This window comes from Streptomyces sp. TRM68367 (genome assembly GCF_014495685.1).
Lineage (GTDB): Bacteria > Actinomycetota > Actinomycetes > Streptomycetales > Streptomycetaceae > Streptomyces.
Genome location: NZ_JACTVI010000147.1, coordinates 1 through 14,068 on the forward strand (window position 1 = coordinate 1; position 14,068 = coordinate 14,068).

General features: G+C 71.4%; 10 protein-coding genes. All 10 read right to left on the reverse strand.

What is annotated here, in order from left to right; translation table 11 throughout:
- Positions 1-272: 272 nt before the first annotated feature.
- The 10 genes from H8R17_RS41945 to H8R17_RS41990 all read right to left on the reverse strand — a co-directional run bounded on the left by H8R17_RS41945 (position 273) and on the right by H8R17_RS41990 (position 13,762).
- The gene (locus tag H8R17_RS41945) at positions 273-1,778 is read right to left on the reverse strand and encodes a S53 family peptidase (RefSeq protein ID WP_187828450.1); all 1,506 of its coding nucleotides are present in this window, start codon (positions 1,776-1,778) and stop codon (positions 273-275) included.
- A 371-nt stretch (positions 1,779-2,149) separates the two neighbouring features.
- Positions 2,150-4,075, reverse strand: coding sequence for a glycosyltransferase family 39 protein (locus tag H8R17_RS41950; RefSeq protein WP_187828451.1), 1,926 nt, complete (start codon positions 4,073-4,075; stop codon positions 2,150-2,152).
- A 49-nt stretch (positions 4,076-4,124) separates the two neighbouring features.
- The gene (locus H8R17_RS41955) at positions 4,125-5,207 is read right to left on the reverse strand and encodes an NlpC/P60 family protein (RefSeq protein WP_187828452.1); all 1,083 of its coding nucleotides are present in this window, start codon (positions 5,205-5,207) and stop codon (positions 4,125-4,127) included.
- 31 nt (positions 5,208-5,238) lie between these two features.
- The gene (locus H8R17_RS41960; RefSeq protein WP_187828453.1) at positions 5,239-5,721 is read right to left on the reverse strand and encodes a poly-gamma-glutamate biosynthesis protein PgsC/CapC; all 483 of its coding nucleotides are present in this window, start codon (positions 5,719-5,721) and stop codon (positions 5,239-5,241) included.
- Positions 5,718-7,145 (reverse strand): poly-gamma-glutamate synthase PgsB, encoded by a 1,428-nt coding sequence (gene pgsB, locus H8R17_RS41965; RefSeq protein ID WP_187828454.1) that lies wholly within the window; start codon positions 7,143-7,145, stop codon positions 5,718-5,720. Before pgsB ends, H8R17_RS41960 begins: the two co-directional genes overlap by 4 nt.
- Before the next feature lie 18 nt (positions 7,146-7,163).
- Positions 7,164-9,476 (reverse strand): HAMP domain-containing protein, encoded by a 2,313-nt coding sequence (locus H8R17_RS41970; protein ID WP_187828455.1) that lies wholly within the window; start codon positions 9,474-9,476, stop codon positions 7,164-7,166.
- Positions 9,477-9,651: 175 nt separating this feature from the next.
- The gene (locus H8R17_RS41975; RefSeq protein WP_187828456.1) at positions 9,652-9,804 is read right to left on the reverse strand and encodes a hypothetical protein; all 153 of its coding nucleotides are present in this window, start codon (positions 9,802-9,804) and stop codon (positions 9,652-9,654) included.
- Between the two features lie 352 nt (positions 9,805-10,156).
- Positions 10,157-10,861, reverse strand: a complete 705-nt coding sequence (locus H8R17_RS41980) for a maleylpyruvate isomerase family mycothiol-dependent enzyme (RefSeq protein WP_187828457.1) — start codon at positions 10,859-10,861, stop codon at positions 10,157-10,159.
- 379 nt (positions 10,862-11,240) lie between these two features.
- Positions 11,241-12,173: an alpha/beta fold hydrolase gene (locus H8R17_RS41985; protein WP_187828458.1), complete on the reverse strand. Its 933-nt coding sequence runs from the start codon at positions 12,171-12,173 to the stop codon at positions 11,241-11,243.
- Between the two features lie 707 nt (positions 12,174-12,880).
- Positions 12,881-13,762: an aldo/keto reductase gene (locus H8R17_RS41990; RefSeq protein ID WP_316959704.1), complete on the reverse strand. Its 882-nt coding sequence runs from the start codon at positions 13,760-13,762 to the stop codon at positions 12,881-12,883.
- Positions 13,763-14,068 lie beyond the last annotated feature (306 nt).

Below are 14,068 nucleotides of genomic sequence, written 5' to 3' on the forward strand. Positions count from 1 at the left end.
ACCCCAGCGACCTCGCCAGCTACGTCATGCACGCGACATCCCAGGCCGCCGAGCACGACACGCCCCACTAATTCATCGACAGGCCCGCCCGGCTCGACGACGCTCGTGAGAGCGCGTGAGAAGACGAAGCCCCGCCGGAATGCGCCGGCCGCCGCACTGGGCCGACGCGCTGGTTGAAGAGGTCCGGAACGGACACGGATTTCCGCGGCAGGCGTGGCAACGGGCATCGCGCCGCCGGCCGGCGGCGCGATGCCCGGCTGGGGCCCGGAAGGTCAGCCGCCGTGCACGGCGCGGACGAGGTCGGGCAGGAGCTTCGCCGCGTTCGGCGTCCCCAGTCCGGTGACGGGGTCCCATCCTGTGCCGGCCGAATAGCCCGGGACCGACGTCTCGGCGGTGTTGTTGCCCACGGTGACGTCGTTGAAGTCGGCCGCGTAGGTGGCCGGGTCGGACGCGAGCTTGTACAGAGCCGGGTTGATCCGTCCGAGTCCACCGTGGTTGATCTGGGCGGCGATGGAGACCAGGCCCGCCCACTGAGGACACGCCAGTGACGTGCCGCCGATGTCGTACCAGCCCGTGCTGCACGGTGTGCTGCCGCACTTCAGCCCGCTCTGACCGTCGGGCGGGAGGGACAGGTACACCAGTGCTCCCGTCGACGGACTCGCCTGCAGGGAGATGTCCGGAACGCCGCGCATGGCGCCGATGGCCGTGCTGCCGGCCGGCAGCACGCCCGACTGGTAGTCCGGCTTGGCGAAGACGCTGCTGTAGCCGCCGCCGGAGCCGGTCCAGCCGGTCTCCGACTGGCCGGAGGCGTTCTGGCAGGCCCCTGGCGGGGAGACGCTGTCGACGCCCCGGTCGCTGCCGGCACCCGGGTCGGTGCACAGGTTCGTGCCGCCCACTCCGGTGACCAGCGGGTCGGACGCCGGCCACTCGACAGCGGGACCGGAGAGCGTCGACCCGCCCTGGCCCACCGGTGTCTTGGCCGAGCCGGCGCTTCCGTCGTCACCCGACGAGCCGAGAACGGTGACGCCGTTCTGTGCCGCCGACTTGAAGGCGTAGCGCAGGTTCTGAAGCGACCGGGCGCTGCCGAAGGCACCTTCCGCGGAGGCGAACGACTGCGAGATGACGGTTGCGAGGTGATGCTCGACGACGTACTGCTCGGCGGCCATCATCTGAGGGAAGCCCTGTACCCCGAGGGTCTCGGCGGTGGGGGTGGTCACCAGCAGGATGTTGGCGCCGGGTGCCATGGCATGGGCGGTCTCGACGTCAAGAGCCACCTCCAGCGCCCACGCGCTTTTGTCCTCCTGCCCGGGGCTGTTGCTCGTGGACGGCGGCGCTTTGGTGGCGGGCGAGCCCTGCAGATGAAGCTCGCTGAAGGTCGGCATGCCGGACGCACAGCTGACGCCCTCTTCCCCGCACATGGGCGCAATGCCGAATGCACGGTCGAAGACATGCAGGTCGTGGGCCATGGTATCGCTGCCGTAGGAGTCGAAGATGGCGATCGTCTGACCGCGTCCGTCGTCCCCGGCTGAGTGCAGCGGGCCCACGTTGTAGGCGGCCTGGATGGCCTGTGGGGTGAAGCAGCGGCGTCCTGCTGACGCACACTGCGACTGGGTGGGTGGGGTCTGGCTGGTGGTCACCTGCGTGTAGTCGGCCACGGTAGGCCGTACTCGCGGATAGGCGGGCTGGTAGGCCGCGCCCGTCGCGGGCACGGCGCCCGCCGCCGCGAGGCTGAGGGCGCCCACCCCCGAGAGTAGCCACCGTCTGATGGTGCGTGCCATCAGAGTCCTTCCTCGAGTTCGAAAGGGGACTTGCGTGTCCGCCACCTCAGGTGGGGGGGTGGGTACAGGGGATGCGGACGTGGCGAGGCTAGCCCTCGCGGCTGTCAGCCCGACACACTTGTCCTGTCAACAATGATCAAAGAATGGCCCTTGCCGAACCGGTTGTGGTGTGGCGTGCAGTTCCCGCTGTGCGATGCAGGCGGCGGGCGAAGGCGTGCACCCGCCGATACGGCGGGAAGGCGGCAGACGGGTTGGCCCACTTGACCTTGGTGCGCACGAACCGCGTCTCGTCCTCGCTCAGCACTCGTGGCGGGACCCGCGAAACCAGTGTCGGAGGTTTCGCCACACCAAAGATGTGAAAACCGCGCCGGTCAGCCGGCCGTCGGACGGCAGTCATAGAGGGTGAAACTCCCATCCGTCCGACGCTCTTCGTACGCGCGTGGGGACACGCGTGAGCAGTGGCCCGTGACCCAGGTGGCCGCCTGGGTGTTCGGACGCCGGGTCGTCAGCATTGCGTAGCGGACCTGGTGCTCGCCCACCATCGTGCTCAGCTGCGCCGCGGTCGGGAAGGGCGTCAGCCCGGTGAAACCGCCCATGACCAGCAGCGGATCGGACGCGGCCCGCAACAACGGCTCGGCGGTGTACGCGGCCTGAGCGGCCAACAGGTACTTCTCGCCGCTCCGATGGGCCGTCAGGTAGGCGAGCAGGGCCTTGTCGCGGGCGCTCGGCGTGGACAGGCCGGTGCTGATCGTGGGCTCGTGGCCGTGCAGGTCGGCGTAGTTGCCACCGACCGGGCCGGCCAGCGGGGAGGTGGCGGCCCCCGCGTAGAGCGGGTCGATGCTGGACACCGCCCAGGCCGTGGGGAGGACGAGCACGGCGGCGACGCCGGCGGCCAGTGCCCAGGCTCGCTGCCGGGAGCCCGTGCGCGGCCCGCGCTGCCACAGCGCGGCGACGCTGCACAGGGCGAGCATCACCACCACGGGCAGCAGCCAGGCGGCGAAGAGGGTGTGTGCGTCCAGCAGTAGGGCCCAGCCCGAGGTCAGCGCTATCGCCGCGGGCAGTACCGCGCGATGCCAGGCGGACTGAGGTGCCCGGTACTCCCGCCAGAAGGCGGCCAGGCCGCCGCCGCTCAGCGCGGCGAGCGCGGGGGCGATGACGGCGGTGTAGTAAGCGTGGTTTCCGTTGGAGGCGCTGAAGACGGCCACGTGCAGGGCCAGCCAGCCGCCCCAGAGCAGGAAACCGGCCCGCGCCAGATCGCCGCGCGGCTGCCCGGCCCGCCACAGCACCCCCAGCAGCGCCGCCAGCACGGCCAGCGGCAGCAGCCAGGCGACCTGTGGGCCGACGGTGTGGTTGACCAGCATCCCCCACCCGGTATTGCCAGTGGTGCGGCTGGCGGACGTGCCCGGGACGGCGCCCAGCGCGCCGGGGTCACCGCCGAAGCGGCTGAAGCCGTTGTAGCCGAAGACCAGGGTGAAGGGGTTGTTGTTGGTGGTGCCGTCCAGGTAGGGGCGGTCGGCCGGGCGCGTCGCCAGCACCAGCAGCAGCCACGAAGAGGAGACGGCCAGCGCGGTGGCGCCCAGCAGGACCGCCCGCCCGACGCGGCGTGCCGCCCCGCCCGGGGCCGCCAGCAGGTAGACCGCCACGAAGACCGGCAGCAGCAGCCAGGCCTGCAGCATCTTCGCCTGGAAGGCCAGGCCGACCCACATGCCGCAGGCCAGCAGCGGCAGCAACCGTCCGCTGCGCGCCGCCGTCAGCAGCGCCCCGGCGGCCAGCACCAGCAGCAGGGTGAGCAACTCGTCCGGGATGGTGGCCCGGTCGAGCACCGCGGTCACGGGAGTGGCGGTGAGCGCCAGTGCCGCGATCAGGGCGGCCAGCGGCCCGGCCCAGGCGCGCACCGTCCGGTGCAGCACGTAGACGGTGAGCACGCCCTCCATCACGTGCGGCAGCGCCACCGCCCAGGTGTGCGGGCCGAAGAGCCGCACCGAGGCCGCGTCGGGCCAGAGGCCGCCGGGCGTCTTGTCGATGCTGATCGTGCCGCTGGGGTCGAGCCCGCCGAAGAGGAACGCCCGCCGGCTGGTGGCCATGGAGCGGATGGCCGCGCCGTAGTAAGGGTGCACGGCGGCATGGTTCAGGCCCCAGCCGTAGAGCAGCGCGGCGACGGCGAGCACGCCGAGCAGGCTCGCGCGCTCCCAGCGCGCGGGGGCGCCCCACCCCCCGTCGGGGGCGCCACCGGTGCGGTTGTGGCCGGCCCTGCGGCGGTGCGCGCCGGAGTTCCGGGCGCGGGAAGCGGTGGCCATGACGGGTCCTTCGTGCGGTGCTGGTCGGGCTCGGTGCGGGTGGACACCGCTACAGGCGGCGGGCGGCGCGGAAGCCGCGGGCGTAGAAGTCGGTGCCGTCGAGCAGGGCGTGGCCGGCGAGGTCGCCCATGGTGGGGCCGTTGGCGGCGGAGCGGCTCGAGTAGAAGCGCGGGCGGCCCTCGTTGTCGAGGCCCAGGTACATCCCGCAGTGGTCGATGAGGTTCGGCTCGTTCTTGATGATGGCGAAGAAGACCAGATCGCCGGGTTGCAGGCCGCCGAGGTCGGTGGGCTGCCGGCCCTTGTCGGGGATGAGCAGTTTCCCGGGGCCGTAGGCGGCGATGGCGTAGGCGCGGCGGGGCAGGCCGACGCCCGCGGTGTTGGTGTTGTGCATGGGTATGCCCAGCCGGTAGCCCCACACCAGGCGTTGGAAGCCGGAGCAGTCCACGTCGCCGTAGCGGGCCTTCTCCGGCTCGACGCGGCTGCCGTCCGGGAAGGTCCACGGAATGCCGAGGTAGTCGTAGAAATCGGACTGCTCGTCGTGGTAACCGAAGTCCAGCGAGGAACCGACACCTGGATTGCGGGGCCCGAAGTGGGCCGTGCCGGCGTAGCGCAGCCCGGCGGAGTTGCGCTTGTCCGGCGCGCCGGCGCTGCTGTACTGGAACGCGACTGCGAAGACGTCGGGGCTGGTGTCGCCGAGCGCCTTGGGGAACCACCGCTTGAACCAGGAGCTCTCCTCCCTGCCCTGCCGCCACTCGCCGGGCAGGACGCGCACCCAGGCGTCCGTGGTGACGGTGGCTGTGGTGGTGCGGGGTTCGCTGAAGGTGCGGGACGGGCCGGTGAGCACGGCCGTGCGGGCCCCGTCGGTGAAGGTCGCCACGGCACTGCCGTCGGCGTCCCGTACCACGGTGCGGGCCGGGTTGCCGAGCCGCTCGAACCGGTGGCCGCCTGCGGGCCTTGCCTTGGGCACGGAGCCGTCCACCGTGGGGATGTTCGCGCCGGGGCGGTGTCCGAGGCGCTGCCAGGCGTAGGCACCGCCCGCGCCAGCCGCAGCCAGGCCGGCGAGGGAGCCAAGGACCTGGCGGCGGGTCAGGCCGCCGTCCCTGGGGTGACTGGACCGGGAGTCGGGATACATCTCGTCCTCTTGGGGTGTGCGAGGCGGTGGGTCAGGTGGTGGGCACAGCGCCGAGCAGCAGCCCGGCGGCGATGATCACGTAGGTGGCCAGGGTGACGGCCGTGGTGGAGAGCACGGTCGCCCCGAACGGCTGGCGGACGAGCTGGTACGAGATCAGGCCGGGCACGATGAAGCCCAGCGTCTGCGAGGTGTACAGCAGCGGGAACTGATGGTTGAGCGCAAGCATCACGGTGGTCTGCATGACCACTGCGCACACGACCACCGCGGCGAAAAGCCGCTTGCCGTAGAGGATCACGTTGCGCTGCAGCAGCCGGGTCGCGCCGTAGGTGAGCGCGGCCACGCCGACCATCATCGCCGCCAGCTGCACATGGGTGACAAGTGTCAGCGCCACCCAGCCTGGGGTGATCATCCCGCCGGGTGAGAGGTTGGTGGTCAGGTAACACACGAGAGAGAAGACCAGGCCCAGCGCGATTCCCAGCGCGGCGACCTGCGGTGTGAGGTTGGCGGATATCACTGCTGGTTCCTCATCGGCTGGTACGGGTCGGGGAGCCGTCCGGCTCCGGTTCGGTGGGTGTCCCGGTGCGTGTGCGGGCGGGTCAGTCCACGGCGGCCGGGGATGTGGATGCCGTGCGCCGGGGTCTCCAGCGGCGCCACCCAGCTGAAGGGCTCGGGCTCGGGCGGGCCGGCCACCGCGATCTGCAGGGTGTCCTCGCCCAGAGGCCCGGGGTACGGCGCCGGGGTGAGCGGCTCGTCCGAGTCGTCCAGCGGCAGCTCGGCAAGATTTTCCAGCAACAGCTCGCCCTGACCGTGGATGTTGCCCACCGCCACCAGCGAGGAGGCCGGGCCGAGCTCGGCCAGGACGGCCTCGGTCAGCTCCCGCGGGTCACGGCGGTCGCCGCCCAGGTCGATCACCCGGCCGGCGAACGAGGACGGGATGGCGTCCTTGGCGCTCTTGGTCGGATGGCCGATGAGGAAGACCGCGTCGGGGCCGAGGTCGGGGATGATCGCGCCCATCTGACCGTTGCGCTCCACCCGATCCGGGCGGCAGTTGACGACCACGTTGAGCGGGCGGCGGATCGCACCGAGATCCAACAGCTGACGGACGTTCATCAGCGTCGACTCCGGGTCGTTGGCGGCGAAGACGTTGGCGAACCGCAGTCGTTTGCCCTCGTGCGTGCGGTAGCGCTCCACGGAGAGCACGCCCGGGTCCGGCGGCGCGTCCCACATGCCCCTGAGCGCCGTCTCCCGTTCCACGCCCAGCAGTTCGGCGATGGCCAGCGCGATGGCCACGTTCTCCTTGAACGTGAACCAGCTGAAGCCCCGCAGTTCCGCGTCGCTGACCGTCTCCGGATCCACCGCGATGAGGCGGCAGTTCCGCTTTGCGGCCTCCTCGCGCAGGATGTGCAGCCGCTCCTTCTCCGCGGTGACGCACACCCCGCCGACCGGCATCGAGCGGGACAGCGAACGGGCGACGTCGTCCAGTGTGGGGCCCATCTCGGCCAGGTGGTCCTCGCGGACGTTGCACAGCACGCCGATGGTGGAGCGGATCAGCTTCTCCTGATTGACCTCCTGCAGCGCGGGCAGCACGGCCATGCACTCGATCACCAGCGCGTCCGGCGTGTACGCCGCCGCCCGTCGCACGATGCCGATCTGCTCCACGATGTTGGGCAGACCGAACTTGCGGTAGACCGGCTCCTCGGTGGCGTCCGGGTGGATGAAGCGGGCGGCCGTGCCGGTGGTCTTGGCCACCGTCACCAGCTCGCCTCCGCGCAACGCCCCTGCGCACAGCCGGGTGATGGAGGACTTGCCGCGGATGCCGTTCACCAGGACCCGCACCGGGATCTGATCCAGCGCCGCGTAGTGCCGCCGCTGCTCGATGACACCGGCTGTCAGCAGCACGGCGCTGCTCAGCAGCACCATGATGTAGAGGAAGAGCACTTCAGTCCGCCTTCGTGTTCACTGCTGTGGTGTGTACTCGGCCGTGACCGGCGACGAGGCTGCCGCGCGGGTTGCGGCAGGCAATGCCGTCCCCGACCGGGCCCGGTCGGCAAGCGCCTGCCGGATCAGCTCCAGACTGCGGGTGACGGAGCCGGCCTCGTCGTGGTTCACCGGGTACAGCACGGTGCGGCGGTCGCCGCCCGCCAACCGTTCGGCGAGTCGCGCCAGGGCGCGCAGCGGCCGTACCACCACGATGTGCACCCAGCTCAGGCAGGCCACCCCCACAGCCAGCCCCAGCAGCCCGGCCAGCATGGTCATCCGCTCGGCCCGGAAGACCGGCAGCCGCAGCGAGGCGGCCGGCTTGGAGGTGACGACCCGCCAGCCCAGCCCCGCGGCCGGGCCGGCCTGGGCCAGTGGCGCGGCGGCGGCCACGGACATCGCCCGGGGGACGCCCGAGGAGGTCAGCACCGCGCTGGTCGGGGTGCCGGCGGTGCCGGGCGCCCGGGTACGGTCGGCGAGCCGCGCGAGCCCTGGGCCGGACAGCGGCTGGAACGCCCGGAAGCCCACGCCGGCGGCCAGTACCCTGTCGTGGCTGTCCGCCAGCCACACACTGCCCAGGCCGGGCTCGGTGAGCAGACCGTCGAGCACCTTCACGTCGATCTCGCCGAAGACCACCACACCCGGGGCCTTCGTCCCGGCCCGCTCCGCCGGGATGTGCGCGTACGCGGCGATGGCCGGGATCTTTCCGTACGTGTTGACGCCGGTGATGCCGCTGCCGTCCGGAACATGGACGATGGTGCGCAGCGGCGTCTGGCCGACCCGCAGCACGATGGCGCCGGCACCGTCGAGCAGGTAGAGCGAGCGGTACTGGCCGTGGTCGGCCAGCGTCTTCCGCAGCACCCGGCGCTGCTGGGCCGTGCTCTTGCCTTTCAGCGACACGGCGACGTCGACCAGGTCGGTGTACGACTGGTCGAGCGCCTGCCGCACCCGGTCGGCCGCGTACTGGGTGCGCGTCTGCTGCCCGGCGACCACGCTCGCGGGCACGGAGGCGGGCGTGTCCACCTGGTCGACGACGAAGAGCATCGGGGCGGCCCAGGCGGTGACCAGCAGAGCGCAACAGGCCACCAGCGCCCGGGTCCCCGGCCCCCTTGGGGCGGGGATCTCCTCCGGCGTGTCCGTACCGAGCAGTTGCCGCCGCAGGGCCTCCAACGCTCGGCCTGTGCGGCGCGGTTCGCCGTATGCGGGCACCGGTACGGGCCGCGACAGGTCCTCGGAGTCGAGCGGGTGCCGACCGACGGCGCCCCGGGCGAGGCGGGCGGCGGACAGGTGCAGCCGCAGCAGCGGGCGCTGCACGGCGAAGACCAGCAACAGCCAGTTCACCACGGCGATGGCGGCGAGCGCGCCGCCCGTCAGCAGGGCGATCCGCAGATAGTCGGTGGACTGGGCGGTGAGCGCGACGGACTGCGCGGTCACGACCGTCAGGTGAAGGCCGCTGGTGTTGTCCGTGCCGGTGTTGCCGGCGGCGGTCCGCTGCGGTGCGACCACCGCCCAACCGGCCACGGTTCGCGTGCCGGAGGCGGCGGCGCCGAGCAGGCTGGCGGAGGCGTCACTCCGCCATCCGGAGACCTCGGCGGCCCGGGCTGCGGCTCGGGGGAGCGTCCGGTCGGCGCCGGAGGGGGCCCGCCCGCCGGTAGCGGTCGCCAGGACGGTGCCGTCTCCTCCCACCAGCCAAGTGCCGCGGCCGTCTCCGTGCGCCGCGGGCGTCGGCAGAGGTTCGAGGACCACCACCAGCCAGTGCTTGGTCTGCTGCTGTGTCTGGTCCTGGCTCTGGTCGGCGTTGGTGTCCTGGCTGTGCTCGGGGACCGTGAGCCGGGCGAAGTAGAGGATGTGGGCGCCGGAGGCGGCGGTCACGAGTCGCGGCGGGACGACGGTGCGCTCCGCGTCTGCGGCCAGGCCCCCCACGCCGATCCCGGCGAGCGGCACAGTCCCGCCGCTCGCGGCCAGCAGGTGACCGGTGGCCGGATCGACCAGGGCGGCGCCGCGCACCGGTCGGCGGCCGGCGACGACCGCCTTGAGGGCCGTCGCGGGCGCGGTCGTACTGGTCGGGGTGTATGCCTCGGCAGCACGGCGCAGCGTGCTCGCCTCCGCGCTGATGGAGCCCCGGACGGACACGGCAGCGTCCGCGGCGATCTGCTGCTCGGCGTCCCGCACCGCAAGCGGCACCTGCTCGCTGGGGATGGAGCCGAGGGCGTAGACGGTGAGTCCGGCGACCGAGAGCAGAAGCACCATCAGGATGGCGACGGGCGGGCGGACGCCACCTACGAGCGGCATGTCGGCGCGGCGGCGAGTGCGGTGTCGTCGCGGCGCCCGGGCGTACGTGGGCAGGGCGGGTCCTCTCACAGCGCCGACAAGCACCTACAAAAGCCGACAACGGTCGCTGAACGCACGCAGGTTATTGTGGAATGGTCATTATTTCTTCACTTCCTTGGCATGAAAGCGGTAAGGATCAGGCTCCGCCGCCCGCGCACCTCATCCTGCGGTGAGCGTCCGACGCGGCCCGGATCCGGCAGGTCTCGTCCGTGGTCAGGAACAGCGCGGGCTCGGCGAGTTCCCCGATGGTCTCGACCCGCCGGACCGGCGTCTCGGGGCTGACGGGCACGAAGGTCAGGCCGAACCGGGAGCATGCGAGCAGCAGGGCGATGGCGTGCGCGGCGGTGTCGGCCTACAGCACGACGCGATCGCCCACGTCGAGGCCGAGCGGCGCGAGCCGGTCCGCATAGGGTGTGGACGCGCCTATCCGGTTCGCGGTAGCTGACCGCCTGCGGCTCGCCGCCCTCCACCATCTCCAGAACGGCGGTCCGGTCGTGCACCAGCGCGGCTCCCGCCAGCAGGAACTCGTGCAGCAGGCGGGCCTGACGGGCCGGAGGTCCTCACCGGCAGCAACCATGCCGGTTATCGGTCCGCTATGCAGCGGATTGGGTCGGGACACGGGCGGGGTTGCGGGACCCCGTTCAAATCCAGAAGGGCGCCGCGGGGACCTTGTCGGCCCCGGCGGTGAGCCCCGTGCCGGGGGAGCGGCCGCTGAGCCAGGCGAGGAGGTGGGCCTGCCGTCCACTGACCGTGGGGCCGCCGGTCCCCAGGGCGTGGACGAGGCCGGTGTCGGTCGCCTCCAGACGCAGTGGCGGGGTGTCGCGCCGTCGGGCGAGTGCCTCGGCGATGTCCTCGATGATCCAGCGTGCGGCGTCGGCCGGTATGTCGGAGAAGCCGTAGCCGGCGTCCAGGTCGGCGTGGTGGATCTCCAGTTCGCGCAGCCAGGTGGGGACCAGGGCCGCGGGCGTGCGCAGCTCACCGGTGCGCATCCGGACCTCGGCGTGCCAGGCCGCCGGGGGCAGGGCACGTACCGCCTCCTCGAAGCGGGCGGCGGTGTCGAGGACGTCCGCGACCAGGTCGGCGACCTGCCGTCCGGCCCCGGCCTCGATCTCGGCGGCCCGGGCCTCCATGCTCGCGTACTGCGGTGTCTCCACATCGGTACGCGCCCAGGTGAGCAGGCGGCAGAGGCTGTCTGCGGCGCGCGCGACATGGGTGATGACATGGCCGCGGGTCCACGGCGGCACCAGCGTGCCTCCGGCGACCTGGGTGTCGGTGAGGGAGGCGACGGTGGCGACGAACCGGTCCGTGGACGCGGCGATCGGGTCCAGAGCTTCGAGATGCTGCATGGCACCTTCTGGCGTTTATCCGCATTGCGGAAATTATGCTTCGGAGATCGGAAACCGCGACTGTAAGTGTGGTGGCGCCGTGACGTCAACCGACAGCGTCTTCTGAGCAGGGCCGAGAGACCGGCGGGTACGCAGGAGCGAGCGGGCCGAGAAGCAGGGCAGGCGCATAAGCCCGGCTCAGGTCCGCACACTCCGGAGGAGTCCGCGCAGTCGGTGAGACCTGTGTGAGAGGCCGTGAGGCGGCGAAGCCCCGCCCACATCCGATTCAAGACGCCGCGGCGCTGCCCGACGGCTGACACGGCCTGGTCGACGAGATCGGCCCGAGCCCGCGGCTGTCCGGGGAGTCTTCCTGCCGTGACCCCTCGCGGTCCGACGCCCGTCACTCGCGGGTCTCGCCCGAGAGCCCCGCCAGGAAGCCGAGCAGGCGTCGGTTGACCTGATCAGGGGCCTCCTCCTGCATCCAGTGCGCCACCCCGGGCAGGATGTCGGCGCCGCGCAGGTCGGTCACGTGGCCGTCCATCAGCGACGGTGGCATGAACCGCAGCACCTGGTCATTCTCGCCGCCGATGAACAGGGCGGGCTGGTCGACGGTGCGCCCGTCGTAGGGGGCCAGCAGCTCCCAGTTGCGGTCGAAGTTGCGGTACCAGTTCAGCGGCCCGGTCCAGCCGTTCCGCTTCAGCGCGGCGATCACTACCTGGTGGTCCTCGGGGGAGCGGAAGGTGAGGCTGTTCGTGGCCGGCCCGTTGCGCCACCCCTCGCGGTCCAGGGTCCAGCGGCCGTTGAGTGCGCGCTCGACGTCGGCGTTGAAAAGTGCGTCGGCGACTCCGGGTTCCTGGAGCCAGAGCATGTAGAAGTCCTCGCCGATCGTCTCGCGCCAGTACTGGGTGGGCGGTACGGGAGTGCGTGGGACGAAGGGGACCGACAGCCCGGCGACGGCCCGGACCCGGCCCGGGTGGATGAGCGCTGTGTACCAGGCGACCAGCGCACCCCAGTCGTGTCCGACCACGACCGCCTGCTCCAGGTCGAGCGCGTCCAGCAGTCGTACCACGTCGCCCGACAGGTGTTCGATGTCGTACGCCTGGACATCGCTCGGGATGGTGGTGTCGCCGTAGCCGCGCTGGTCCGGGGCTATGGCCTGGTAGCCGGCCTCGGCCATGGCGGCCATCTGGCGCCGCCAGGTGAGCCACAGCGCCGGATGGCCGTGCAGGAAGAGCACGGCCGGGCCGGTGCCGAGCTCGGCGACATGCATCTCTATCTCGCCGAGGTTGACACGGCGGTGCGATATTCCGGCGAGTTCAAGGGCGTTGGTCATCGTGTCTCCGGTGAGGGGTGTCTGATCGCAGTCGCACGGACGGCTCTTGAAGAACTGGGGGCTGGCGGGTTTTCGGGGCTGAGTCGGCCCAGGTGATGGCGTGGGTCCTCGTTGGCCGCAGCTCGCCGACGATCGGCACCAGCAGCGTCTGCATGAAGGAGACCACGATGCCGGTGATGCCAGAACGGCCACGAAGGGACCGGTGCGCGTGGCGCTACGGGCCCCCCTCTCCGGGGGTGGCGCGGCAGGTGGCGTGGACAGTGACTTGGCCAGCGGTAGGCAGGGTCTGGTTAGTCCCGGGGGCGTTCGCAGAGAGCGGCAATCCGGCCAGGGCAGCCGCTTTGCCGTGTCTTGTTCGGTCGGTGGCCGGGGGCCGTCACCAGGCCTGCAGTGGGTGGCGTTGTGGTGTCGGCGGGTGAGGTGCACGGCGAAGCGCTGAAGACCGGCGATGTCCTGGCCGTCAGCCGCCGTTGTGTGGCGAGTGGCTCGAACGGCTGGTCGCCTATCGGCCGTTGCATGGTGGTGCGGCCGTGTCCGCCGCCTCGGGCACTGAGCTCGAACAAGGCACTGGGCAGCGCGCCGCCGGACACCGCTGGATCCTGCAAAGGCGTGCACGGGTGTCCGGCCCTGCGCCCGGCGGCCGCCCGTTCTGGTACCGCAAGGGCCCGGCTCTCCGGCCCGCAGGACCGTGACAGCGCCCGACAGGCTCAGACGGCGTCGACGAGGGACTGATAGGCGCTGTCGGAGAGCTGGATCCGAGCCGCGCCGATGTTCTCCTCCACGTGGGCCACCGAGGACGTGCCAGGGATCGGCAGCAGCGCCGGGGAGCGGCGCAGCAGCCAGGCCAGCGCGAGCTGGGACGGCGTCGCGTCGTACTCCTTCGCAACGGCGTCGAGGGGGCCGCCCGGCCTGGCCAGCTGCCCGGTGGCCATGGGGAACCACGGGATGAAGCCGATACCGTTGGCCTCCGCGTACTCCAGGACGTCTTCGGACTTGCGCTCGGCGAGGTTGTACATGTTCTGCACCGACACGATCTCGGTGATCGCCCGGGCCTCCTCCAGTTCGGCCACGGAGACCTCCGACAGGCCGATGTGCCGGATTTTGCCGGCGTCCCGCAGCTCGGCCAGCGCGCCGAGCTGGTCGGCGAGTGGCACCTGCGGGTCGATGCGGTGCAGCTGGTAGAGGTCGATCCGCTCCAGGCCGAGGTGACGCAGGCTCAGCTCGACCTGCTGGCGCAGGTACTCCGGGCGGCCCACCGGCAGCCACTCGCCGGGGCCCTGCCGGGTCAGGCCGCCCTTGGTGGCGATGACCAGGTCGTCCGCGTAGGGGTGCAGCGCCTCGCGGATGAGCTGCTCGGCGGTGAACGGGCCGTAGGAGTCGGCGGTGTCGATGAAGGTGACGCCCAGCTCGACCGCACGGCGCAGCACGCGCACGGCCTCGGCACGGTCGGCGGGCTCCCCCCAGACTCCGGGGCCGGTCAGGCGCATGGTGCCGAAGCCGAGGCGGTTGACCGGCAGGTCGCCGCCGATCCGGAAGACGCCGCTTTCGGCTGCGGGACGGACGGTGGCTTCGGTCGCATCGTTGATCACGTCTTGGAACCTTCCCAGGCTGAACAGTTCGTGAAGGGAAAACCGGCGGGTTCCGCCGGGCGGGGTCGGCAAGTGGTCATCGGTCAGCCATGTCGGCGACCATGAAAATTGTATGCATCATCAGTGCATCAATGCACTAAAGGTGCAGTAAAATGTGGGCGATGGTTCTTGTGGGCGGCCCCAGGGTCTAGGTGCCCCGCCTCTCAGCTCTGAGGTGCCGCCAGGCCGTCAAGCAGGAGGTCGAGTTTCGCCCGAAGGGCCGGGCCGAGCGGGAATGGCTTGTCGGTGTGCTGATGCGCCTGGAGC

Excerpts from the sequence above, each read along its gene's own strand:
- H8R17_RS41945 (WP_187828450.1), bottom strand. The coding sequence starts at position 1,778 with ATGGCACGCACCATCAGACGGTGGCTACTCTCGGGGGTGGGCGCCCTC.
- H8R17_RS41950 (WP_187828451.1), bottom strand. The coding sequence starts at position 4,075 with ATGGCCACCGCTTCCCGCGCCCGGAACTCCGGCGCGCACCGCCGCAGG.
- H8R17_RS41955 (WP_187828452.1), bottom strand. The coding sequence starts at position 5,207 with ATGTATCCCGACTCCCGGTCCAGTCACCCCAGGGACGGCGGCCTGACC.
- H8R17_RS41970 (WP_187828455.1), bottom strand. The coding sequence starts at position 9,476 with ATGCCGCTCGTAGGTGGCGTCCGCCCGCCCGTCGCCATCCTGATGGTG.
- H8R17_RS41980 (WP_187828457.1), bottom strand. The coding sequence starts at position 10,861 with ATGCAGCATCTCGAAGCTCTGGACCCGATCGCCGCGTCCACGGACCGG.
- H8R17_RS41985 (WP_187828458.1), bottom strand. The coding sequence starts at position 12,173 with ATGACCAACGCCCTTGAACTCGCCGGAATATCGCACCGCCGTGTCAAC.